This is a genomic window from Mycobacterium sp. (assembly GCF_035633495.1).
GTDB lineage: Bacteria > Actinomycetota > Actinomycetes > Mycobacteriales > Mycobacteriaceae > Mycobacterium.
Genome location: NZ_DASQEU010000079.1, coordinates 45,309 through 69,772, shown reverse-complemented (window position 1 = coordinate 69,772; position 24,464 = coordinate 45,309). Strand labels below are relative to the sequence as shown.

Below are 24,464 nucleotides of genomic sequence, written 5' to 3'. Positions count from 1 at the left end.
GTGTTCAGAACACGGGAGCGATTCAAAGACGATGACGAGTAGCGCCGACGACAACAACGCCGATGAGATCGAGATCCTCGGTGACGTGTCCGCAATGGGTGATGACGCCGACGGCAAGTCCCTGACCGAGCTCGTCGAGCAACCGGCGAAGGTCATGAGGATCGGCACCATGATCAAACAGCTGCTCGAGGAGGTTCGAACGGCTCCGCTCGACGACGCCAGCCGCGGGCGGCTCCGCGAGATCCATGCGCGCAGCGTTCGCGAGCTCGAGGACGGTCTGGCACCCGAGTTGCGCGAGGAACTCGAGCGGCTCGCCCTGCCCTTCAGCGAGGAGAGCCTGCCGTCGGACGCCGAGCTGCGGATCGCGCAGGCGCAGCTCGTCGGCTGGCTCGAAGGCCTCTTCCACGGCATTCAGACGGCGCTGTTCGCCCAGCAGATGGCGGCCCGCGCCCAGCTCGAGCAGATGCGTCAGGGGGCGTTGCCTCCCGGCATGGGCGGCGTGCCCGGGCAGCGCGGCCCGTCCGGCTCCGGGACCGGGCAGTACCTCTGACAGTGGGCAATCCCCATATCGAGACCCGCAATGCGTGGGTGGAGTTCCCGATCTTCGACGCCAAGTCGAGATCGCTGAAGAAGGCGTTCCTCGGCAAGGCCGGCGGCACCATCGGCCGCAACGAGTCGAACGTCGTCGTCATCGAGGCCCTTCGCGACATCACCATGTCGCTGGAGATGGGCGACCGCGTGGGACTGGTCGGCCACAACGGGGCGGGGAAGTCGACGCTCCTGCGGCTGCTGTCGGGCATCTACGAACCGACTCGCGGGTCGGCGACCGTGCGCGGCCGGGTGGCGCCGGTCTTCGACCTCGGCGTCGGGATGGACCCCGAGATATCCGGTTTCGAGAACATCGTCATCCGCGGCATGTTCCTGGGGCAGACACGCAAGCAGATGGCGGCCAAGGTCGACGAGATCGCCGACTTCACCGAGCTCGGCGACTACCTGTCGATGCCGTTGCGCACCTACTCGACCGGTATGCGGGTGCGCCTGGCCATGGGTGTCGTCACCAGCATCGACCCCGAGATCCTGCTGCTCGACGAGGGCATCGGCGCCGTGGATGCCGAGTTCCTCAAGAAGGCCCGCACCCGACTGCAGGAACTGGTGGCACGGTCCGGAATCCTCGTATTCGCCAGTCACTCCAACGAATTCCTCGCGCGGTTGTGCAAGACCGCGATGTGGATCGACCACGGCACCATCAAGATGACCGGTGGCATCGAGGACGTAGTGCGCGCCTACGAGGGCGACGATGCCGCTCATCACGTGCGCGAGATCCTCGAGGAGAACGCGCGCGAGAACAGCGGACCATGAGTGACTTCGTCTGCGCCGTCGTGGTCACCCACCGGCGCGTAGCCGAGTTGGTGCTGTCCCTGAAAGCCGTGACGGGTCAGACCCGTTCGCCCGACCACCTGATCGTCGTCGACAACGGCGACGACGAGCGGGTCCGGGAACTCGTTGTCTCGCAATCCGTTCCGAGTACCTACGTCGGATCCCGACGCAATCTGGGCGGGGCCGGTGGCTTCGCGCTCGGCGTGCTCACGGCGCTGTCCCTCGGCGCGGACTGGGTGTGGCTTGCCGACGACGATGGCAGGCCCGCGGACCCCGAGGTCCTCGGCACGCTACTGAACTGTGCGACAAGACATTCGCTGGCCGAGGTATCCCCGATGGTGTGCGACCTCGCGGACCCCACACGCCTGGCGTTCCCGTTGCGCCGCGGCCTGGCCTGGCGCCGCTGGGTGGACGAGCTGCGCACCGACGGGTCCGGCGACCTGCTGGCCGGCATCGCGTCGCTGTTCAACGGAGCGTTGTTTCGCGCCTCGACGCTGGAAGCCGTTGGGGTGCCGGACATCCGGTTGTTCATCCGCGGTGACGAGGTCGAGGTCCACCGGCGTCTGGTGCGCTCCGGCCTGCCGTTCGGCACCTGCCTGGACGCGGTCTACCTGCACCCGCAGGGATCCGACGAGTTCAAGCCGATCCTCGGCGGCCGGATGCACACCCAATATCCCGACGACGCCACCAAGCGCTACTTCACCTACCGCAACCGCGGTTACGTGCAATCCCAGCGCGGCATGCGGCGGCTGATCCCCCAGGAGTGGCTGCGGTTCGGCTGGTTCTTCCTGGTGACCCGTCGCGACCCGGCGGGCCTGATGGAGTGGATTCGTCTGCGCCGCTTGGGCAGACACGAAAGGTTCTATCAGGGCGAGCGAAGCGACGGGAGAGACGGAAGATGACCTTCACCGACGCGGCAGCGCAGTCGAAGACCTTCTCGCGGGCATGGGGTGACCTCGCGACGGGCTTCGGCAAGCGCGAGCTGTGGCTGCATCTCGGGTGGCAGGACATCAAGCAGCGCTACCGCCGCTCGGTGCTCGGGCCGATCTGGATCACCATCGCGACCGGCACCATGGCGGTCGCGCTGGGAGGTTTGTACTCCACGCTCTTTCACCTGCCGCTGGCCGAGCACCTGCCCTACGTCACGCTCGGGCTGATCATCTGGAACCTGATCAACGCCTCGATCCTCGAGGGCGCCGACGTGTTCGTCGCGAACGAGGGGCTCATCAAACAATTGCCGACGCCGCTGTCGGTGCACGTCTATCGGCTGGTCTGGCGCCAGATCATTCTGTTCGGGCACAACATCATCATCTTCGTGATCATCGCGATCATCTTCCCGCAGCCGTGGAAGTGGACCGATCTGTCGTTCATCCCGGCGCTGGCCCTCATCGCGTTGAACTGCGTGTGGGTGGCGCTCTGCTTCGGGATTCTGGCGACCCGGTACCGCGACATCAGCCCGCTGTTGTTCAGCCTGGTGCAACTGTTGTTCTACGTGACGCCGATCATCTGGAACGACCAGACGTTGCGTCAGCAGGGTGCGGGGACGTGGGCCAAGGTCATCGAGTTCAACCCGCTGCTGCACTACGTCGACATCGTGCGGGCCCCTCTCCTGGGCGCCGACCAGGAGATGCGGCACTGGGTGGTGGTCATCGCGCTGACCATCGTCGGCTGGACCGTGACGGCGTTCGCGATGCGGCAATACCGTTCCCGCGTGCCCTACTGGGTGTGAGCGGCTCCATCGCGGAGTTATCCACAGTCGCGGATTCGTCCACAGATTGAGATTCGGCCCTGGTGGCAGGCGGCCCGAGCCGGAAGAGTCGAACGTATGATCGAAGAAATCAGGCTCGCGGAGATTCGGTCCATGGATCGCGCGGGATTGGTCGCCCGAATGAGGGATGACAAGCCAGTAGCGGATCTGGCGTCTGCGCGTCTACTGGTTGGGATGGGCATCTGGGCCGACGCGGGATGGCAGAGTTTGGAGATCCCGAGCACTGGCACGTCCACGGCCGAGAAGCCATGGTCTACGAGGTTGGCTCAACGCTAGGCATTCACCGCGAACGGGCTTCAGCGCTGGTGCGTTACGGCATGGCTGTCGTCGAGCGGCTACCGGATCTCACGACTACATCACGCTCAGATGATGTAGATCTAGGAGCCCTCGCAGCCATCTCGAAGTTCCGAGCCAATCTCTTCGACCTGCTTCCAGGAATAGTCCTACCGCCGGGCAAATCTGAGGCCGATCATCCGTTCGACGAATTCGATATTCCCGACGACTTTCGTCGCCGGCGCGCATGGTCCCTCCGGTCGCCCAGCAAGGGCACAAGATCCAAGATTGCGAGCGGCCATCGAAAGGCGTTCTCTCGATGTCGCGCTGGCGTATTACGAGAGGATCGGTGGCGCGGAAGCCCGTGAACTTGGAGAGCCATATGACATCGCCGCCTCTGTGGACCGAATGGAACGGCACCGCGAAGTGAAGGGCAGTTCGGTGATCATCGAGACGGTCGAGCTGACAATCAACGAAGTCACTCGTGGCACCGAATACGAGAACGTTGATCTGGTCGTCGTTGACGAAATTGACGTAACCCGCGACGACGCCACTGGTGAGATTCACACCGCAGGCGGCAGGCTTCGCGTCTGGACAGACTGGTCACCAGCCAGCGCCGCGCTCAAGCCTCAGCGGTTTGATTACTCGCTTCCCTCCGATCCTCGTGTCTGCGAGCTGGACTCGTATGTTCGCCGCTGTCGTTGAATAGGCCATTCGCCTCCGCCCACACCGCAATGAACGCAAGGCGCCAGTTCGGTTCTTCCACCCGCCGCTGCACCCGTTCCGCCGAACGCGGCCCGCATCACGTGGGAGCGCGGCCTGAACGAAGCCTGGATCCTCCGCCAACACGCCGCCCTTCTGACTCCCAGGCACTTACCAGGGTTCTTGGCCGTTGAGGACACATGAGCATTCCGCCATACGAGCCGCCAAAGCCACCATCGTCGACGCCCGGTGTGGGCAGCATCTTGCTGTGTCCCAAGTGCGCCGGGGTCATGAAGACCTACGAGCGCAACGGCATCCACCTGGAGCAGTGCGATACCTGCCGCGGGATCTTCCTCGACTTCGGTGAGCTCGAATCGATGACGCAGATGGAGAGCCGGTTCGTGCAGTCGGCGCCACCGCAACCGGTTCAGCAGGGTTATGGGCAGCAGGGTTATGGATATGGCCCCGAGTGGGGGCATCGCGGCAACAAGCACTACCGCAAGCAGGGCTTCGGCAGGCTGTTCTTCTCGAGCTAGCCCATTCGCTCGCACGCCGAGACCAGCAGGTCGTCGTCGGGGTGATTGGCGGCCGCGGCCACGACCGCGGCGCGGGCCACCTGCTCTAGCACGGGCCAGGGATCCCCGTCCGGTAGCGCCGGCCCGCCTGCGCCGCGGTAACCGTCGAGAAAGCGGTGCCAGTCATCGTCGGGCACCAGCCCGGCCGCCCAGAATCCTGCCGGTCGGGCCAAATCCCACACCGGGTCGCCGATGCCGAGGTCGTCGACGTCGATCAACTGCCAGGTAGCGCCGTCGACGCCCATTTGACCGAGATGAAAGTCCCCGTGCACCAGGGTGATCGGCCGGTCCGGGTCTGCAGCCACGTCCAGACCGGCTGCGGCCCGACGGATCACGTCGGAGTTGGGGCCATCACCCAGCCGGGAGAGTGCGCGGTGCAGACGGTCCGGCGCGCCTTGCCCCACCCCGAGGTCGCCGACCGGCTCGGCGTGCAACTGCGCCAACAGTTCTCCCGCTCGTCGCCACGGCAGGCAAGCGGGATCGGGACGCACCATCTCCAGACGGGGCCAGCGGGTGAGCCAACGACCGTCGACTCGTTGCGGCTCGGGGGTCAGCGGCGACGCGAGGACCGCAGAACGCACGGCGACCCGCAGGCGTCGTCGTAGTGCCTGCGGGTCGGTGCCTGGCCGGTGCAACTTCAGGACGACGTCACCCTCGTAGGAGATCTGCGCGTCGGGCACCCGCCCATCCTCGTCCAACATGTCAGCGGCGCGGGGCCTTCATGCGGGTCGCCACGTTGAACCGGTTCCATGCGTTGATGGTGACGGCCATCGCGATCACGTGTGCGAGTTCCCTGTCGTTGAAGACCTCGGCGGCCTTGGCGTAGACCTCGTCGGAGACATGACCGTGGTGGAGTTCTGTGATGGCCTCGGTCAGTTCCAGGGCGGCCCGCTCCTTCGCGGTGAACAGGCTGCCTGCTTCGTCCCACGCGGCTATGAGTGCGAGCCGCTGTTCGGTCTCGCCCTGCTTGCGGGCGTCGGCGACGTGCATGTCGAGGCAGAACGCGCAGTGATTGATCTGTGAAGCCCGGATCTTGATCAACTCGCCGATGGTCGGGTCGACGTCCTCGGCCGAGGCGGCGCTCAGCTTCATCATCGCGTCGTACACCTCGGGCGAGACCTTGTAGATCGCGAGGCGGTCGATGGCGGTGGGGTGTTCGAGTGTCTGTGTCATGTCCACCACGCTAGCCACCAAAGAACCAGCAAAATGGTTCAATCTGAGTGTGACTTCATGGGCCAACAGCGGGACCCGCGACCTGCACCTCGATTTACTGGACTCCATCACGCCCGGAACGCGCGGAGTGCGTGAACTGCTGCTCGCGGCGCTGCGAGACGCCGTGCGGACCGGCAGGCTCGCAGCGGGCACCATGCTGCCGCCGTCACGCGACCTGGCCGCCGACCTCGGATTGGCCCGCAACACCGTCGCCGAGGCCTACGCCGAGCTGGTCGCCGAGGGCTGGCTGGCGTCGCGCCAGGGCGCGGGAACCTGGGTGGTGAACAGCCGCGCCACACCGCTGCCCGCCCGGCCCAGGGGCGTCCCCGGTGTCCCGACGCACAACCTGATGCCCGGCTCACCCGACGTCGCCGAATTCCCCAGGGGTGCGTGGCTGGCCTCCACCCGGCGAGCGCTCACCACCGCACCAAACGATGCGCTGCGGATGGGCGACCCGCGGGGCCGGATCGAGCTGCGCGAGGCGCTCGCCGAGTACCTCGGCAGGGTCCGCGGCGTGCGCACCACCCCAGACTCGATCGTCATCTGCGCGGGCACCCGCCACGCCGTCGAAATCCTCGGCCGTGTGTTCTCCGGGGCCGGTCCGGTCGCCGTCGAGGCCTACGCCCTGTTCCTGTTCCGTGAGGCGCTTGCCGCGATGGGCGTGGCGACGACACCCATCGCCGTCGACGACCACGGCGCAGTCGTCGAGAGCCTCCACGGGATCGATACACCCGCCACGCTGCTCACCCCCGCGCACCACTTCCCGCACGGCGTGCCGCTGCACTCCACCCGTCGGACCGAGGTGATGAACTGGGCACAGCGCTCCGGCGGATACCTCATCGAGGACGACTACGACGGCGAGTTCCGGTATGACCGCCAACCCGTCGGCGCGGTGCAGGGACTCGACCCGGAGCGGGTGGTGTACCTCGGATCCGCCAGCAAGAGCCTGGCCCCCGTGCTGCGTCTGGGCTGGATGGTGCTGCCCGACGACCTGATCGATCGGGTGCTGGCGGCCATGGGCGGTCAGCAGTTCTACGTCAACGGGATCGCCCAGCTGACGATGGCTGACTTCATCGCAAACGGCAGCTACGACAAGCACATTCGCCGCATGCGCCAGAGCTACCGGCGCCGCCGCGACCGCCTCGTCGAGAGACTGCAGCCGTTCGACGTCGGCATCAGAGGGCTGTCGGCCGGGCTGCACCTGCTGCTCACGCTGCCCGACGGCACCGAACCCGAGGTACTACGGCGGGCAGGAGAGGCAGGCATGGCCCTGTCGGGTCTCGCGCTGCTGCGGCACCCGGACGCAGGTCCCGAGATCCCCTCGGAAGACGGCATCGTCATCAACTTCGGTACCCCGGCCGAGCACGCGTTCGGACCGGCGGTCGACGCATTGTGCGGCGTGCTCGAGAGCGTGAATTGGTGACGTGACCCCCCGCTGAGGGCTGGCAGACTCAACACACGTGCCCGCAACCAGACTGGCTAAGCTGCCCCGGTGGCCGAGCCCCCGATGTCACCGAACCTGAGCCTGAGGACCCAGGCGTGGCGGTTCATCGTCACCGGCGGGCTGTCGGCGATCGTCGACTTCGGCCTCTACGTGCTGTTCCTGCGCCTGGGCCTCAACGTGAACGTGGCCAAGACGCTCAGCTTCATCGCGGGAACGACGACGGCCTACCTGATCAACCGGCGGTGGACGTTCCAGGCGCCACCCAGCAGAGCCCGATTCGTCGCGGTGGTTCTGCTCTACGCCGTCACCTACGCCGTCCAGGTGGGCATCAACTACGCCTTCTACACGCTGTGGGACGACAAGCCGTGGCGGGTGCCGGTCGCGTTCATCATCGCCCAGGGCACCGCGACGGTCATCAACTTCGTGGTGCAGCGGGCAGTTATCTTCCGCCTCAAATGAGTAGCGGGGCGCAGGCGGTACCCTCGTCACGATGTTTGCAACCACCACCACGCGGCTGACGGGCTGGGGCCGCACCGCGCCGAGCGTCGCTCGCGTGCTGTCGACCCCCGATCCCGAGACGATCGCGAAGGCCGTCGCCGGCGCCGACGGACGCGGCATCATCGCCCGCGGCCTGGGCCGGTCCTACGGTGACAACGCGCAGAACGGCGGCGGCCTTGTCGTCGACATGACGGCGCTGAACAAGATCCACTCGATGGACCGTGACAGCCATCTGGTCGACGTCGACGGCGGCGTGAACCTCGACCAACTGATGAGGGCGGCGCTGCCGCTGGGGTTGTGGGTCCCCGTACTGCCCGGCACCCGGCAGGTCACCGTCGGCGGCGCCATCGCGTGCGACATCCACGGCAAGAACCACCACAGTGCGGGCAGCTTCGGCAACCACGTCCGGTCGATGGACCTCTTGACCGCAGACGGAAACGTCCGCCGCCTCAGCCCGGAAGGGGTCGACGCCGACCTGTTCTGGGCGACCGTCGGGGGCAACGGTCTGACCGGGATCATCCTGCGCGCGACCATCGCGATGACGCCGACGGAGACGGCGTACTTCATCGCCGACGGCGATGTCACCCCCACGCTCGACGACACCATCGCCCTGCACAGCGACGGCAGTGAGAACAACTACACCTACTCGAGCGCCTGGTTCGACGCCATCAGCGCGCCGCCGAAACTGGGCCGCGCCGCGATCTCCCGCGGGTCGCTGGCCACCCTGGACCAGCTGCCCACGAAGCTGCAGAAGAATCCGCTCAAATTCGATGCGCCGCAATTACTTACGGTGCCCGACATCCTGCCCAACGGGCTGGCGAACAAGTACACGTTCGGACCGATCGGCGAACTCTGGTACCGCAAGTCGGGGACTTACCGCGGCAAGGTCCAGAACCTGACGCAGTTCTATCACCCGCTGGACATGTTCGGAGAGTGGAACCGCGCGTACGGCCCGGCCGGATTCCTTCAGTACCAGTTCGTGGTGCCGACGGAGGCCGTCGACGAGTTCAAGTCCATCATCGTCGACATCCAGCGGTCGGGGCACTACTCGTTCCTGAACGTCTTCAAGTTGTTCGGAGCGGGAAATCAAGCACCGCTGAGCTTTCCGATTCCAGGCTGGAACATCTGCGTGGACTTCCCGATCAAGGCGGGACTGAACGAGTTCGTCACCGACCTCGACCGTCGCGTTCTCGAGTTCGGCGGCAGGCTCTACACCGCCAAGGACTCCCGCACCACCGCTGAGACCTTCCACGCCATGTACCCGCGGATCGACGAGTGGATCAAGGTGCGCCGCAAGGTCGATCCCACCGGGGTGTTCGCCTCTGACATGGCCCGACGTTTGGAGCTTCTGTAAATGGTGTGTCCACATGGTCTTTGATGCCGTAGGCAACCCGCAGGCAATCCTCTTGCTGGGTGGCACCTCCGAGATCGGGCTGGCGATCTGCGAGCGCTATCTGCGCGACAGCCCGGCACGAATCGTGCTGGCCGCCCTCCCCGATGATCCAGGACGCGAAGCCGCCGTCGCCCAGATGCGCAGTGCGGGAGCCAAGTCCGTCGAGGTCATCGATTTCGACGCGGTGGCCACCGACACCCATCCCGCGGTGCTCGACGCCGCCTTCGCCGGTGGTGACATCGACGTGGCGATCGTGGCCTTCGGCCTGCTCGGAGACGCCGAGGAGCTGTGGCAGAACCAGCGCAAGGCCGTGCAGATCGCCGAGATCAACTACACCGCAGCAGTTTCGGTGGGCGTCCTGCTCGGCGAGAAGATGCGCGCCCAGGGTTCCGGCCGAATCATCGCGATGAGCAGCGCGGCGGGTGAGCGGGTTCGCCGCTCCAACTTCGTCTACGGCTCCACCAAGGCCGGGCTCGACGGCTTCTACCTCGGCCTGGGAGAAGCGTTGCGCGAGTTCGGCGTCCGCGTGCTCGTCATCCGCCCAGGACAAGTCCGCACCCGGATGAGCGCGCACGTCAAGGAAGCCCCCATGACCGTCGACAAGGAGTACGTCGCCGAACTCGCGGTCACGGCATCGGCCAAGGGCAAGGAACTGGTGTGGGCGCCGGGAGCGTTCCGCTACGTGATGATGGTGCTGCGGCACGTGCCACGGCCGATCTTCCGCAAGCTGCCGATCTGACGTGCTGAGCACAGTCGGCCGACCGGCGGCCGCCATGCTCGGCGCCGCCGTGGTCGCGGCCGTCGTCTCAGCGGTCTCACTGGTCGCGATCGCACGCGTCGAATGGCCGGCGTTCAACTCGTCGAACCAACTGCACGCGCTCACCACCGTGGGCCAGTTCGTCTGCCTGGTGGGTCTTTTCGCCGCGGGCTGGCTGTGGCGCAGGAGCAGGCAGCTGATCGCCCGGGTCGTCTCCGTGGTGTCCCTCTCGGCACTCTCGGCAGTCACGCTGGCCATGCCTCTCGGCGCCACCAAGCTGTACCTCTTTGGCGTGTCGGTCGACCAGCAGTTCCGCACCGAGTACCTTACGCGCCTCACCGACACCGCGTCGCCGCACGACATGACCTACATCGGCCTTCCGCCGTTCTATCCGCCCGGCTGGTTCTGGCTGGGCGGCCGACTCGCCGACCTGACCGGCACGCCCGCTTGGGAGACGTTCAAACCGTGGTCGATCGTTTCGATCACGGCCGCGATCGCCGTCGCCTTCGTGCTGTGGGCGGCGATGATCCGCTTCGAGTTCGCGCTAGTGGTGTCGACGGCCACCGCCGCGGCCACGCTCGCGTACGCACCCGCCGAGCCCTATGCGGCGATCATCACGGTGCTGCTGCCGCCGGTGTTCGTGCTGGCGTGGTCCGGGCTTCGGGGCGGCCGAAGATCAGGCGGCTGGGCGGCCGTCGTCGGCGTCGGCCTGTTCCTCGGCGTGGCGGCCCTGTTCTACACGCTGCTCCTCGGCTATGCGGCGTTCACGCTCGTCATCATGGCGATGCTCGCCGCCGCCGCCCGCCGGTCGTGGGATCCGCTGCTACGAGTGGGCGTCGTCGCCGTCATCTCCGGCGCCATCGCGCTGCTCGGGTGGGGTCCCTACCTGCTGGCCGCAGCCAAGGGATCCCCCGCCGACTCCGGCACCGCCCAGCACTATCTGCCCGCCGACGGCGCCCAGCTGACGTTCCCGATGCTCGACTTCACCCTGCTCGGCGCCCTCTGCATGGTCGGCACGCTGTGGCTCGTGGTCTACGGTCGCAGCTCCACCCGCGCGGGAGCGCTGGCGGTCGCGGTGCTCGCCGTCTATGCGTGGTCACTGCTGTCGATGCTGACCACGCTGGTGGGCACCACGCTGCTGTCCTTCCGGCTGCAACCCACGCTCACGGTGCTGCTCACGGCAGCGGGTGCCTTCGGCTTCGTCGAGACCACGCTCGCCATCGCCGCCAGATACACCCCCCGAACGGGGCAGCGCGTCGTCGCCGCAGGCGCGGCACTCGGCGCGATCGGGGCCATGACGTTCGTCCAGGACATCCCCGACGTGCTGCGACCCGACATCGTCGTGGCCTACACCGACACCGACGGCAACGGCCAGCGGGCCGATCGTCGGCCACCGGGAGCCGAACAGTACTACCGCGAAGTCGACTCCAAGATCAGCGAGGTCACCGGGCGCCCGCGGAACGAGACGGTCGTGATGACCGCCGACTACAGCTTCCTCGCGTACTACCCCTACTACGGGTTCCAAGGACTGACGTCCCACTACGCCAACCCACTCGCACAGTTCAGGGAGCGTTCGGCCGCCATCGAAGGCTGGGCCACCATCACCAAGCCCGACCAGTTCATCGCCGCCCTCGACGCGCTGCCGTGGCAGCCACCGACCGTCTTCCTCATGCGCCACGGGGCGAACGACACCTACACGCTGCGCCTGGCCAGCGACGTCTATCCGAACCAGCCGAACGTCCGCCGCTACCAGGTGGCACTCGACGCCGCGTTGTTCGACGATCCGCGGTGGGACGTGTCCGACGTCGGGCCCTTAGTTTTGGCGATCCGGAAGTAAGTCGTGGCGACCGATGAAGCGCCGCAACACAGACCACTAACATCTAGCCCCGTGAGCCGCGAGGGAGTGGGTGCCGGGGGCAACCACAGGACCGCGCGACTCGTCGCCATCGTCGCCGGACTGCTCGGCGCCCTCCTGGCCATCGCCACGCCCTTCCTGCCGGTCACGCAGACCACCGCCCAGCTCAACTGGCCGCAGAACGGCGTCATGCAGAGCGTGGACGCGCCGCTCATCGGCTACGTGGCGAGCGACCTCGAGGTGTCCATCCCGTGTCGCGCCGCCGCGGGCCTAGTCGGTCCCGAGAACGCGAACCGCACCGTCCTGCTGTCCACCGTCCCCAAGCAGGCGCCCAAGGCCGTCGACCGCGGCCTGCTGATCGAGCGCGTCGGCGGAGACCTGCTCGTCATCGTGCGCAACACCCCGGTCGTGAGCGCTCCGCTGACCGAAGTGCTCAGCCCGGCCTGTCAACGGTTGACGTTCACCGCCCACGCCGACAAGGTGACCGGCGAGTTCGTCGGCCTCGTCGACGGGCCCGATGCAGAAGGGCGAGCCAAGCCCGGTGACCCGCTCAGAGGCGAGCGTGGCGGCTACGACTTCCGGCCCCAGATCGTCGGCGTCTTCACCGACCTCTCCGGGCCGGCGCCACCCGGCCTCCAATTCTCGGCCACCGTCGACTCCCGCTACAGCACCTCGCCGACGCTGCTGAAGCTGCTGGTGATGATCGTCGGGATCGCGATGACCGTCGTCGCACTCGGCGCGCTGCACGTCCTCGACACGGCCGACGGCATGAAACACCGACGGTTCCTTCCGCCGCGGTGGTGGTCGATGAAGCCGTTGGACGGCATCGTGACCGCAGTGCTGCTGTGGTGGCACTTCGTCGGCGCCAACACCTCCGACGACGGTTACATCCTGACCATGGCGCGGGTGTCCGAACACGCGGGCTACATGGCCAACTACTACCGCTGGTTCGGCACGCCGGAGGCGCCGTTCGGCTGGTACTACGACCTGCTCGCGATGTGGGCGCACGTCAGCACCGCGAGCGTCTGGGTGCGACTGCCCACCCTGCTGATGGCACTGGCGTGCTGGTGGGTGATCAGCCGCGAGGTCATCCCGCGACTCGGGCACGCGGTGAAGACCAGCCGGGTCGCGGCATGGACGGCCGCGGGGATGTTCCTGGCCTTCTGGTTGCCGCTCAACAACGGGCTGCGACCCGAACCGATCATCGCCCTGGGGATCCTGCTCACCTGGTGCTCGGTCGAACGCGGCGTCGCCACCAGCAGGCTGTTGCCGGTCGCGATCGCGATCATCATCGGTGCCCTGACCCTGTTCTCCGGACCGACCGGCATCGCTGCGGCCGGCGCCCTCCTCGTCGCCATCGGACCACTGAAAACGATTGTGGCGGCACATACTTCGCGATTCGGATACCTTGCGCTGCTCGCGCCGATCCTGGCCGCGGGCACCGTGACCATCTTCCTGATCTTCCGCGAACAGACGCTCACCAGCGAGGTCCAGGCCAGCGCGTTCAAGTCCGCCGTCGGCCCCAGCCTGGCCTGGTTCGACGAGCACATCCGGTACGAACGCCTGTTCATGGCCAGCCCCGACGGCTCGGTGGCCCGCCGCTTCGCCGTCCTCTCCCTGCTTCTCGCATTGGCCGTATCGGTGGCAATGTCGTTGCGCAAGGGACGCATTCCCGGGACAGCCTCGGGGCCGAGCCGCCGCATCATCGGCATCACGATCATTTCGTTCCTCGCGATGATGTTCACCCCGACGAAGTGGACACACCACTTCGGCGTCTTCGCGGGCCTCGCCGGATCCCTCGGCGCACTGGCCGCCGTCGCCGTCGGCGCCGCGGCCATGAAGTCCCGCCGCAACCGCACGATCTTCGCGGCCACGGTGCTGTTCATGACCGCCTTCTCGTTCGCCAGCGTGAACGGTTGGTGGTACGTCTCGAACTTCGGTGTGCCATGGTCGAATGAGTTCCCGCAGTACGAGTTCGGCTTCACCACGATCCTGCTGGGCATGGCCGTCGTCGCTCTGCTGGTGGCGGCGTGGTTGCATTTCGCCAACAGGGGAAGCACGCCGCCAAGCAAACCGCGCCGCTGGTCGCGAGTCGCGCAGGCGCCCTTGACGATCGCCGTGTGGGCGCTGGTGATCTTCGAGGTGGTGTCGCTGACCGTCGCGATGATCGGGCAATACCCGGCATGGACGGTCGGCCGGTCCAACCTCGAGGCGCTGGCGGGCAAGACCTGCGGGCTGGCCACCGACGTGCTGGTCGAGCAGGACCCCAACGCGGGCATGCTGAAGCCGGTCAGCGCCCCGGTCGGCAGCGCACTCGGCGCTGCCATGGCGCAAGGCTTCAATCCCAACGGAATTCCCGCCGACCTGTCGGCGGACCCCGTCACGGAGCCACAGGGCAGCGGCAACTTCGCCGACACCGACGGCTCGGTCGTCACAGGCAGCGAGCCGGGCACCGAGGGTGGTACCACCGCCGCCGCGGGCGTCAACGGCTCACGTGCGCGACTGCCGTACAACCTGAACCCCGCCACCACGCCCATCATGGGCAGCTGGCGTCCCGGCACGCAGCAGCCCGCCCAGCTGCGGTCCGCCTGGTACCGACTGCCGCCACGCGATCAGGCCGGGCCGCTGCTGGTGGTCACCGCCGCCGGACGGTTCGATCCCGGCGAGGTCGTCGTCCAGTGGGCGACCGACGAGCAGGCGACCAAGGGACAGTCCGGTGGCAGCGTCGGATTCGGCGACGTCGGCGCCGTCCCGGCGTGGCGGACCCTGCGCGTTCCCCTCAGCGCAATCCCGTCCGAGGCCACGCAGATCCGGCTCCTCGCATCCGACGAGGACCTGGCGCCACAGCACTGGATCGCCGTCACCCCGCCCCGCATCCCGCAGTTGCAGACGCTGCAGGACGTCGTCGGCTCGAAGGACCCCGTGCTGCTGGACTGGCTGGTCGGCCTGGCCTTCCCGTGTCAGCGCCCCTTCGGCCACCAGAACGGCGTCACCGAGGTACCCAAGTGGCGGATCCTGCCGGACCGCTTCGGGGCCGAGGCCAACTCGCCCGTCATGGACTACCTCGGCGGCGGCCCGCTGGGCATCACCGAACTCTTGGTGCGCGCCGAGCCGGTGCCCACCTATCTGAAGGACGACTGGTTCCGCGACTGGGGCGCACTGCAGAAGCTGATTCCCTGGTACCCCAACGCCCAACCGGCGCGCCTGGACCTCGGGACCGCCACACGCAGCGGGCTTTGGACGCCCGGACCATTGCGACTCAGCTGACGCCGCATGGCGACGCAGCGCACACGAGGTCGTCGCATAGCATCGAGCCTCGTGCCCGCCAGGACCGTTCGACTCGTCGCGATCATCGCGGGAGTCATCGGACTCCTCCTCTGCGCACTCACCCCGCTACTGCCCGTCAAACAGACGACGGCCGCCATCCTTTGGCCTCAGGGAGTGGGGCCCGACGGGCTGATCACCGACGTGACGGCTCCGCTGGTGTCCGGCGCACCGCTGGCGCTCGACGCCACCATCCCCTGCCAGGCGGTCTCGACGCTCCCCGCCGCGGGCGGCATCGTCCTGTCGACCATCCCGGACGGCGGCATCGACGCCGGTCGCAACGGCCTGTTCGTGCGGGCCACCGCCGACAGCGTCATCGTCGCGTTCCGTGACTCCGTGGCCGCCGTCGCCCCGCGCCGGGCCGTCAACACCGGTGCGTGCAGTTCGCTGCACGTCTGGGCCGACGTCGGCGGCGTCGGCGCGGACTTCGTCGGCATCCCCGGAGCCACCGGCACGTTGGCGCCGGAGAAGAAGCCTCAGGTGGCGGGTGTCTTCACCGATTTGAAGGTCGCCGTCCAACCCGAGCTGTCCGCCCGCATCGACGTCGATACCCGCTTCGTCACCGCACCCACCGCCCTGAAGACGGCGCTCATGGTGCTCGGCGTGCTGGCCACCATTGCGTCGATCGTGGCGCTGGCCGTCATGGACCGGCGCGTGGGCCGACGGGTACCCGGCGCGTGGCGCAGGTTCTGGCGCGTCGGGCTGGCGACCTGGCTGGCCGACGGCGCCGTCGTCGGCACCCTGCTCCTGTGGCACGTCGTCGGCGCCATCTCGTCGGATGACGGCTACAACCTCACCATCGCGCGCGTGGCCGGTGACGCGGGCTACGTCGCCAACTACTACCGGTACTTCGGGGCCTCGGAGGCGCCGTTCGACTGGTACCAGTCGGTGCTCGCGCACTTCGCCGCCGTCAGCACCGCGGGTGTTTGGATGCGCCTGCCCGCGCTGCTCGCCGGTTTGGCCACCTGGGTGCTGCTGAGTCGCTGGGTGCTCCCGCGGCTGGGCAGGCGGCTGGCGGTCAACCGCGTCGCGGTCTGGACCGGGGCTGCGGTGTTCCTGGCCAGTTGGCTGCCGTTCAACAACGGCCTGCGGCCCGAACCGCTGATCGCCTTCGGCGTGCTCGCGACGTGGGTGCTCGTCGAGTACTCGATCGGCGCCCGCCGGTTGTGGCCCGCGGCCGTCGCGATCATCGTCGCGATGTTCAGCGTGACACTGGCCCCGCAGGGCCTGATCGCGATCGCGCCACTGCTGGTCGGCGCGCGGGCCATCTACCGGATCACTCGCGACCGGAGCACCGGCGAGAACGGGGTCGGACTCCTTGCGCCCCTCACCGCCTTTGCCGCGTCGCTGTCGATGGTCTTCGTCATCGTCTTCCGCGACCAGACTCTGGCCACCGTCGCCGAGTCCGCGCGGATCAAGTACACCGTCGGCCCGACGATCTCCTGGTACCAGGAGTTCCTCCGCTACTACTTCCTCACCGTCGAGGACAGCGTCGACGGATCCCTCACGCGACGCTTCTCGGTGCTGGTCCTGCTGCTGTGCCTCTTCGGTCTGTTGGCGGTCATCATGCGTCGCGGCAGCCTGCCCGGCATGGTTACCGCCTCGGTCTGGCGCCTCATCGGAACGACGGCCATCGGGCTGCTCCTGCTGACGTTCACGCCGACCAAGTGGGCCGTGCAGTTCGGCGCGTTCGCCGGGCTCGGCGGCGCGCTCGGCGCGGTCACGGCCTTCACGTTCTCCCGCGTCGGACTGCACAGTCGACGCAACCTCGCGCTCTACGTCACCGCGCTGCTGTTCGTCCTCGCGTGGGCGACCTCGGGCATCAACGGCTGGTTCTACGTCGGCAACTACGGCGTGCCGTGGTTCGACAAGCAGCCGGTGATCGCCGGACAGCCGGTGACGTCGATGTTCCTGGTGCTGGCGATCGCGACCGGCCTGCTGGCCGGCTGGCTGCACTTCCGCATGGACTACACGGGGCACACCGAGGTCGAGAACACTCGCCGGAATCGCGTGCTGGCCTCTACCCCGCTGCTGGTGATGGCGACGTTGATGGTGCTCCTCGAGGTCGGCTCGATGATGAAGGGCGCGGCTGCCCGCTACCCCAACTACACCACCGCCACCGCCAACCTCGCCGCGATCACGTCCGGCCTCAGTTCCACCAGCTGCGCCATGGCCGACGACGTTCTCGTCGAAGCAGACCCGAATGCCGGCCTCCTGCAACCGGTTTCGGGCCAGCAGTTCGGACCTGACGGACCGCTCGGCGGAACGGACCCGCAGGGGTTCACCCCCAACGGCGTCAGCGACAGCCTTCTGCCACCCGAGCCCGTGACCGCCAACCCCGGAACCGTGAACTCCCCGGGATCGTCGGACAAGCCGAACGTCGGCATCGGCTTCTCGGCGGGCACCGGTGGTGGCTACGGCCCCGAGGGCGTCAACGGCTCGCGGGTGTTCCTGCCGTTCGGGCTCGACCCCGCACGCACCCCGGTGATGGGCAGCTACGACGAGAACACCGCAGCGGCCAAGGCCAGGTCGGCCTGGTACGAACTGCCACCCCGCACGCCGGACCGGCCATTGGTCACCGTCGCCGCCGCAGGCGCCATCTGGTCCACCGACGAGGAGGGCGAGTTCACCTACGGCCAGTCACTGAAACTGCAATGGGGCGTGCGCAACCCGGACGGCAGCTTCCGTGCGTTGGCTCTAGCGGAGCCTATCGACCCGTTGGTTCCGCAGCGGGCGTGGCGCAACCTGCGCTTCCCGCTGACCGCGGCCCCGCCGGAGGCCAACGTGGCCCGCATCGTCGCCGACGATCCGAACCTGTCCACCGACCAGTGGTTCGCGTTCACCGCACCGCGCGTCCCCGTGCTGCAGAGTGCAAGTGAGTACCTCGGCACGACGACACCGGTGCTCATGGACATCGCCACCGCCGCGAACTTCCCCTGCCAACGTCCGGCAACCCAACACCTCGGCATCGCCGAACTCCCCGACTACCGAATCCTGCCCAACGCCAAGCAGGTCGTCGCCTCGTCCAACCAATGGCAGTCCGCGGACGACGGCGGGCCCTTCCTCTTCATCCAAGCGCTGCTGCGCACGTCCACGATTCCGACGTACCTGAGCGGGGACTGGTACCGCGACTGGGGTTCGATCGAGCGTTACGACCGGATAGTGTCCGCGGCGGCCGCTCCCGACGTCACCGTCGACCAGGGCACCGCGACTGTTCTGGGCTGGACGCGTCGCGGCCCAATCCGCGCCCTGCCACTGGAGACGGACTCGTGACGACAGTGAGGACCACCCGGTGGGTGGCGATGATCGCCGGCCTCATCGGCTTCGTGCTGTCGGTCCTGACGCCCCTGTTGCCGGTCGTGCAGACCACCGCGACGCTGAACTGGCCGCAGGCCGGGCAGGTCGACAACGTCACCGCGCCGCTGATCACGCTGACGCCGGTCACCATGTCGGCCACCGTGCCGTGCGACGTCGTCAGGCAGATGCCGCCCGCCGGCGGACTGGTGCTCGGGACCGCGCCCGCCGACACCGAGGATGCGGCGCTCAACGCGCTGTTCGTCAACGTCACCAGCACGCGCGTCGACATAACCGACCGCAACGTCGTGGTGGCCAGCGTGCCGCGAGCCCAGGTGGCTTCGCCCCGGTGTGAGCGCATCGACATCGTCTCGGCGGAGTCCGGGACGTTCGCGACGTTCGTCGGTCTCACCGGTCCGGACGGCAAGGAACTGCGCACCGGATTCGCCGACCCCAACCTGCGGCCGAACTTCGTCGGCGTCTTCTCCGACCTGACCGGGCCTGCCCCGCAAGGACTCTCGCTATCGGTGACGATCGACACCCGCTTCACCACCAAGCCCACGGCGGTGAAGCTCGGCGCGATGCTGCTGGCCATGATCGCCACCGTCATCGCGCTCGTCGCCCTGTGGCGGCTCGACCAGCTCGACGGTAGGCGCATGCAGCGGGTGATCCCGTCGCGCTGGCGCACCTTCACGGCCACGGACGTCGTCGTGGTCGGCGGGTTCCTACTCTGGCACGTCATCGGCGCGAACTCGTCGGACGACGGCTACATCCTGCAGATGGCCCGCGTCGCCGACCGTGCGGGCTACATGTCCAACTACTTCCGCTGGTTCGGCAGCCCCGAGGATCCGTTCGGCTGGTTCTACAACGTGCTCGCCCTGATGACCCACGTCAGCGATGCCAGCATCTGGATGCGGTTGCCCGACTTGATCTGTGCACTGGTGTGCTGGCTGCTGCTGTCCCGCGAGGTGCTGCCCCGGCTCGGCCCGGCCGTGTCGTCGAGTCGCTCCGCGATGTGGGCCGCAGGCCTGGTCCTGATGGCGGCGTGGATGCCGTTCAACAACGGACTGCGACCCGAGGGCCAGATCGCCACCGGTGCGCTCATCACCTACGTGCTCATCGAGCGGGCGATCATCTCCGGTCGGCTGACGCCGGCCGCCCTGGCGATCGTCTCCGCCGCCTTCACGCTCGGCATCCAGCCGACTGGCCTCATCGCGGTCGCCGCGCTGCTGGCCGGCGGCCGTCCACTGCTGCGCATCCTGGTGCGCAGGCACCGCGTCGTCGGCATCTGGCCGCTCGTGCTGCCACTCCTGGCCGCCGGAGCCATCATCCTCACCGTCGTGTTCGCCGACCAGACGTTGGCAACGGTGTTGGAGGCCACCAGGATTCGCACGGCCATCGGCCCGAGCCAGGCGTGGTACACCGAGAACCTGCGCTACTACTACCTGATCCTGCCGACCGTCGACGGCTCGCTGTCGCGCCGCTTCGGCTTCCTCATCACGGCGATCTCGCTGTTCGCGTCGCTGTTCATCATGTTGCGGCGCGGGCGAGTTCCCGGCGTCGCCCGCGGCCCCGTGTGGCGGCTCGTCGGCATCATCTTCGGCACCATGTTCTTCCTGATGTTCACCCCGACCAAGTGGGTTCACCACTTCGGGCTGTTCGCCGCCGTCGGCGCGGCGATGGCGGCGGTCGCCACCGTGCTGGTGTCGCCGGTGGTGCTGCGTTCGGCACGCAACCGGATGGCGTTCACCGCCGGCGTGCTCTTCGTAATCGCGCTGACCTTCTCGAGCACCAACGGCTGGTGGTACGTCTCGAGTTACGGCGTCCCGTTCAACAACGCGTTGCCGAAGATCGGCGGCGTGACCGTCAGCAGCATCTTCTTCGCGCTGTTCGGCGTCGCCGCGCTGTGGGCGTTCTGGCTGCACTTCGCGCGCGACCGCACCGAGAGCAAGCTGGTGCGCCTCGTGACCGCAGCACCGATCCCGATCACCGCCGGCTTCATGGTCGTGGTGTTCGTCGCGTCGATGCTCGCGGGCGTGGTGCGGCAGTACCCGACCTACTCGAACGCGTCGTCCAACCTCGAGGCGCTGGTCGGCGGCTGCGGTCTGGCTGACGACGTGCTCGTCGAACCGGACACCAATGCGGGCTTCCTGGCACCACTACCGGGTGATTACGGGCCACTCGGCCCACTCGGCGGGGTCGGCGCAGTCGGGTTCACCGCCAACGGCGTGCCGGAACACATCGTCGCCGAAGCGATTCGAAACGACCTGCCGACACCGGGCAACGACTACGACTGGGATGCGCCGGTCAAGCTGATGACACCCGGGGTCAACTCCTCGACCGTCCCGCTGCCCTACGGGCTGGACCCCAAGCGCGTGCCACTGGCGGGCAGCTACCTGAGTGGCCCCGCCCAGCAGCAGAGCCGCCTGATCTCCGCGTGGTACCAACTGCCTGCTGCCGACGACGCCCATCCCCTGGTCGTCGTCACCGCCGCGGGCAGCGTCACCGGCAACAGCGTGTTCAACGGCCGCACCGAGGGCCAGTCCGTCGAGTTGGAGTACGCGCGACCGGGACCGGACGGCGCACCGGTCGCGGCAGGCCGCGTCTTGCCCTACGACCTCGGGCCGATCCCTTCGTGGCGCAATCTGCGTTTCGACCGCTCGCAGATACCGACGGACGCCACGGCCGTGCGTATCGTCGCCGAGGACCTGTCGCTGACGCCAGGCGAGTGGATCGCGGTCACCCCGCCGCGGGTCCCCGAGCTGAAGTCCGTCCAGCAGTACGTCGGCTCGGAGCAACCGGTGCTGATGGACTGGGCCGTCGGCCTCGCCTTCCCGTGCCAGCAGCCGATGCTGCACGCCAACGGCGTCACCGAGGTGCCGAAGTTCCGCATCACGCCCGACTACAACGCCAAGCGCAAGGACACCGACACCTGGCAGGACGGCGTCAACGGCGGCCTGCTCGGCATCAGCGACCTGCTGCTGCGGCAGAACGTGATGGCCACGTACCTGTCACACGACTGGGGCCGCGACTGGGGCTCGCTGCGCAAGTTCGACACCGTCGTCGATGCCCAGCAGGCGCAGATCGACCTGGGTACGGCGACACGCAGCGGGCTGTACTCGCCGGGCAAGATCCGCATCGAGCCCTAGGGCTACCTCCGCCGAAAGTCAGTGCGGCGTACCGAGATAGGGGAAGACGTCGAGGGTGTCAGTGTGCGGGCTCAGCCCGGTCGGCGGAATGTCACCCTTGGACAGGAAGCTTAGGCGGTAGTCGATCACGTCGTCGGTGAACACACGGCCGTTGGGGTACTTCGCGGGCTTCGACGGGTCGAACGTCAGCATGTCCGGCAGCGTGCCCTCCTCGTCGATCGCCGTGACCGCCTCCTCGTCCGAGTAGCCGCCGGTGTGGCCCATCAGATGGATGAACTGCCCGATCCAGCGCTCGCGGTCACCGATCGGCTCGCTGGCGTTGTACTCCTCCTTGGTCTCGTCGGTGTTGAAGAAGCTGCTGACCGACGGATGTCCAGCCCGGTCGACGTGCAACAGTTCCCCGTCGCGGCGCAGACTGCAGCGGCCCCAGATCCTGATGCCGGGGTCCGCTCCCAGGAAGGCGGTCGGCAGCTCGAGCACGATGGAGAACACGTTCGCCGTCGTATTGGAGTCAACGCCCGTCCACGGTGCGTCACCGGCCGCGTGCAGGGCGGTGAAGTTCCGCCCGCCCGAGGTGTCGAAGAGTTTCTTGATGCCGTCGAAGTCGAAGAAGAACGCGTCACTGCGCGCGCCCGCGAAGAACGTGAACTCCTCCGACGTCGCGATGGTCGGCGTCGGTCCGAACGAAACGTCGACCCCGCCGAAGATCCTCTCGCCCACGGCTTCCGGTTCCTCGGCTTCCTCGCCGACGGCCATGAACACGTCGACCGTCTGGCGGCCGTCCACGGGTGTGGAGAACACGTAGCTGAACGCGATGTCATTGCGCAGATCACCGTCGTTGTCGATCGCCAGGCGGTAGATGGCGTCGGGGTGCAGCGCGTCGGCGTTCGGGTTGGCGTTCAGGATCAGCACCGTGCGGGTGGGATCCGCCGGGGACTGGAAGGCATACAGGTCGCAGAGGTCCAGCCGCTGGTCGCCCAGCGGTGGCCCGAGACTCAATCCGGTGAAGTGGTTCGACATGTCATGATCAAACTCCTAAACGGGCCGCGCGTACACCACCCGGGTGCGCAGCACGACGTCCTGCACCGAACGGCGCTGCTTGTCGACGGCGACGAGTGCCAGCCCGACCGGGAAGACCACACACGCGACGGCACGCAGCACGGCCACGAGCAGCGACACCCGACTCGATTGTCGACCCACCACGCGCAGTCCCATCACCACGGCGCCGGCCGTGCAGCCGGAGGTGACCCAGCAACCGGCCAGATACAGCACCGCAACCGCGAACATCACCGTCGTCGAGAAGAAGACGCTGGGCGCCGGAAAGCGGAAGGCCGAGGGCTGCAGCATCAGTTGCGTCAAGGCCACCCCGAGGTAGAGGATCCCGACGATCGCGCCCGCCACGACCAGGTCGATGAGGGCGGCCACGCCCCTGCTGACGATCCCGGCGACCTCCAGGTCCGCGGGGTCGTGCCACTGACGGCTCAACTCGGCGCCTGATTGCGTCCGAGCATGCGGTCGACGAAGCCGGCCACCGCGTCGTCGGCGCGGTGGCCCTGGGTGCGGACGTCGGTCATGACCTCCGCGGTCACGGAGTTCGTCGATTCGCGGATGATCGCGGGCAGATCGACGCCATCGATGATCTCGTTGGCCAACCCGATGAGGTCGATACGGGCGATGATCGCGTCGATGTCGATCTCGGCGGCGATCGCGTCGACGTCCACCCGTTCGCGCACCAGGGCGGTCAGATCGATCTCGTCGAGGACGAGCCCCACCACCTGCGAGCCCACCGCCGACACCATCGCTCGGAGCTGCTCGACACCGGAGTCGACGCCGCGTCGCAGCGGGCCACCCACCACGGGCAACGCCTCGAGGAGCTTGAGCAGGTCAGGCACCTCCGCATCGTAGTGTCGACGCATGACCGACCGCATCAAGCTGGGCAACGCGACCGTCACCCGCGTCCTCGAGTGGGAGTTCGACGTCGGCACCGGTCTGTTCGCCGAGACTCCGCCGGAGGCGTGGCAGGACAACGCCGACCTCCTCGTCCCGACGTTCTACGACCCGGCCACCGGCCGGTGGCGGGTCGTCATGCAGAGCTGGGTGATCGACGTCGACGGGCTGACCGTCGTGGTCGACACGGGCGTCGGCAACGACCGTGACCGCCCACACATTCCGACGCTTTCGGGGCTGAGCACCGACTTCCTCGGCGCGCTGAGTCGGGCGGGCGTGGACCCCGGCGAGGTCGACGTCGTCGTCAACACGCATCTGCACACCGACCACGTGGGCTGGAACACCACACTCGTCGACGGCGAATGGGTGCCGACGTTCCCCAACGCGCGCTATCTGATTCCCGAAGCCGACTACCGCTTCTTCGCTCCCGACGGACCCGGCGCGTCGGAGGGGGCGCGAATCGTGCTCGCCGACAGCGTGTTTCCGATCGCGGATCAGATGGAGCTGTGGTCAGACGACCTTCAGCTCAGCGAGTCGCTCCGACTTCGCCCGGCTGCCGGACACACCCCGGGGTCGTCGGTGTTGTGGCTCGACGCGGGCAAGCCCACCGTCTTCGTCGGCGATCTGACGCACTGCCCCATCCAGATTCCGCGACCTGGGGACCCGTGCGGGTTCGACGTGGATTCGGCGGCCGCGGCGGTGACCCGGAGGCGGGTGTTCACCGAGGCGTCGCGTTCACGGGCCGTGGTCGTTCCGGCGCACTACCCGGGACACGGCGGGGCGACGCTGGTGGCCCGCGGCGACCGGTTCGAGGTCGACGACTGGCTGGAGTTCGCGTCGATCTAGGACAGAATCGCTCAGCGAACGTGCGCGTTGTCGGCTTTCGAACGGCGTGT

The 24,464-nt window shown here is 67.7% G+C and carries 20 protein-coding genes; 15 read left to right on the top strand and 5 right to left on the bottom strand.

What is annotated here, in order from left to right; genetic code table 11:
• Window positions 1-31: 31 nt before the first annotated feature.
• The 6 genes from VET27_RS12820 to VET27_RS12795 all read left to right on the top strand — a co-directional run bounded on the left by VET27_RS12820 (window position 32) and on the right by VET27_RS12795 (window position 4,656).
• The gene (locus tag VET27_RS12820) at window positions 32-550 is read left to right on the top strand and encodes a proteasome activator (protein ID WP_526518605.1); all 519 of its coding nucleotides are present in this window, start codon (window positions 32-34) and stop codon (window positions 548-550) included.
• 2 nt (window positions 551-552) lie between these two features.
• Window positions 553-1,359, top strand: coding sequence for a galactan export ABC transporter ATP-binding subunit Wzt/RfbE (gene wzt / locus VET27_RS12815; RefSeq protein WP_526518603.1), 807 nt, complete (start codon window positions 553-555; stop codon window positions 1,357-1,359).
• Window positions 1,356-2,279 (top strand): galactofuranosyltransferase GlfT1, encoded by a 924-nt coding sequence (glfT1, locus tag VET27_RS12810; protein ID WP_526518601.1) that lies wholly within the window; start codon window positions 1,356-1,358, stop codon window positions 2,277-2,279. Before wzt ends, glfT1 begins: the two co-directional genes overlap by 4 nt.
• On the top strand, window positions 2,276-3,106 hold the full coding sequence (gene wzm / locus VET27_RS12805; RefSeq protein WP_526518599.1) for a galactan export ABC transporter permease subunit Wzm/RfbD: 831 nt from the start codon (window positions 2,276-2,278) through the stop codon (window positions 3,104-3,106). Before glfT1 ends, wzm begins: the two co-directional genes overlap by 4 nt.
• A 600-nt stretch (window positions 3,107-3,706) precedes the next feature.
• Entirely contained in the window at window positions 3,707-4,123 is a 417-nt protein-coding gene (locus tag VET27_RS12800; protein WP_526518597.1) for a protein NO VEIN domain-containing protein, read from the top strand.
• 197 nt (window positions 4,124-4,320) lie between these two features.
• Window positions 4,321-4,656 (top strand): TFIIB-type zinc ribbon-containing protein, encoded by a 336-nt coding sequence (locus tag VET27_RS12795; protein ID WP_526518595.1) that lies wholly within the window; start codon window positions 4,321-4,323, stop codon window positions 4,654-4,656.
• Here VET27_RS12795 and VET27_RS12790 read toward each other — a convergent pair.
• On the bottom strand, window positions 4,653-5,375 hold the full coding sequence (locus VET27_RS12790) for a phosphotransferase family protein (protein ID WP_526518592.1): 723 nt from the start codon (window positions 5,373-5,375) through the stop codon (window positions 4,653-4,655). The two genes, VET27_RS12795 and VET27_RS12790, sit on opposite strands and share 4 nt — an antisense overlap.
• A gap of 22 nt (window positions 5,376-5,397) precedes the next feature.
• Complete coding sequence (locus VET27_RS12785; protein WP_526518590.1) at window positions 5,398-5,868, bottom strand: carboxymuconolactone decarboxylase family protein; 471 nt, start codon at window positions 5,866-5,868, stop codon at window positions 5,398-5,400.
• Window positions 5,869-5,917: 49 nt separating this feature from the next.
• Between VET27_RS12785 and pdxR the strand changes: the two genes are divergently transcribed.
• The 8 genes from pdxR (at window position 5,918) to VET27_RS12745 (ending at window position 21,621) form a co-directional block, all read left to right on the top strand.
• Window positions 5,918-7,330 carry a MocR-like pyridoxine biosynthesis transcription factor PdxR gene (gene pdxR, locus VET27_RS12780; protein WP_526518588.1) on the top strand — a complete coding sequence of 471 codons (1,413 nt, stop codon included), beginning with the start codon at window positions 5,918-5,920 and terminating at the stop codon, window positions 7,328-7,330.
• A gap of 84 nt (window positions 7,331-7,414) precedes the next feature.
• The gene (locus tag VET27_RS12775) at window positions 7,415-7,810 is read left to right on the top strand and encodes a GtrA family protein (protein WP_526518639.1); all 396 of its coding nucleotides are present in this window, start codon (window positions 7,415-7,417) and stop codon (window positions 7,808-7,810) included.
• A 31-nt stretch (window positions 7,811-7,841) separates the two neighbouring features.
• Window positions 7,842-9,203 (top strand): decaprenylphosphoryl-beta-D-ribose oxidase, encoded by a 1,362-nt coding sequence (dprE1, locus tag VET27_RS12770; RefSeq protein ID WP_526518586.1) that lies wholly within the window; start codon window positions 7,842-7,844, stop codon window positions 9,201-9,203.
• Between the two features lie 13 nt (window positions 9,204-9,216).
• Window positions 9,217-9,981: a decaprenylphospho-beta-D-erythro-pentofuranosid-2-ulose 2-reductase gene (gene dprE2 / locus VET27_RS12765; RefSeq protein ID WP_526518583.1), complete on the top strand. Its 765-nt coding sequence runs from the start codon at window positions 9,217-9,219 to the stop codon at window positions 9,979-9,981.
• 34 nt (window positions 9,982-10,015) lie between these two features.
• Window positions 10,016-11,836 (top strand): arabinofuranosyltransferase, encoded by a 1,821-nt coding sequence (locus VET27_RS12760; protein ID WP_526518637.1) that lies wholly within the window; start codon window positions 10,016-10,018, stop codon window positions 11,834-11,836.
• Between the two features lie 3 nt (window positions 11,837-11,839).
• Window positions 11,840-15,121, top strand: coding sequence for an arabinosyltransferase domain-containing protein (locus VET27_RS12755; RefSeq protein WP_526518581.1), 3,282 nt, complete (start codon window positions 11,840-11,842; stop codon window positions 15,119-15,121).
• 51 nt (window positions 15,122-15,172) lie between these two features.
• On the top strand, window positions 15,173-18,451 hold the full coding sequence (locus VET27_RS12750; protein ID WP_526518579.1) for an arabinosyltransferase domain-containing protein: 3,279 nt from the start codon (window positions 15,173-15,175) through the stop codon (window positions 18,449-18,451).
• Window positions 18,452-18,480: 29 nt separating this feature from the next.
• The gene (locus tag VET27_RS12745) at window positions 18,481-21,621 is read left to right on the top strand and encodes an arabinosyltransferase domain-containing protein (protein WP_526518635.1); all 3,141 of its coding nucleotides are present in this window, start codon (window positions 18,481-18,483) and stop codon (window positions 21,619-21,621) included.
• An 18-nt stretch (window positions 21,622-21,639) separates the two neighbouring features.
• Here the strand turns inward: VET27_RS12745 and VET27_RS12740 are convergent, their stop codons facing one another.
• The 3 genes from VET27_RS12740 to VET27_RS12730 are packed head-to-tail and all read right to left on the bottom strand — an operon-like array spanning window position 21,640 to window position 23,513.
• Window positions 21,640-22,641, bottom strand: coding sequence for a DUF4331 family protein (locus VET27_RS12740; RefSeq protein WP_526518577.1), 1,002 nt, complete (start codon window positions 22,639-22,641; stop codon window positions 21,640-21,642).
• 15 nt (window positions 22,642-22,656) lie between these two features.
• Entirely contained in the window at window positions 22,657-23,106 is a 450-nt protein-coding gene (locus VET27_RS12735) for an RDD family protein (protein ID WP_526518575.1), read from the bottom strand.
• Window positions 23,103-23,513, bottom strand: a complete 411-nt coding sequence (locus VET27_RS12730; RefSeq protein WP_526518573.1) for a hypothetical protein — start codon at window positions 23,511-23,513, stop codon at window positions 23,103-23,105. The genes VET27_RS12735 and VET27_RS12730 overlap by 4 nt, the downstream gene beginning before the upstream one ends.
• 22 nt (window positions 23,514-23,535) lie before the next feature.
• On the opposite strand from VET27_RS12730, the gene VET27_RS12725 reads away from it, so the two are divergent.
• Window positions 23,536-24,414, top strand: coding sequence for an MBL fold metallo-hydrolase (locus tag VET27_RS12725; RefSeq protein ID WP_526518571.1), 879 nt, complete (start codon window positions 23,536-23,538; stop codon window positions 24,412-24,414).
• The last annotated feature ends 50 nt before the right edge of the window (window positions 24,415-24,464 follow it).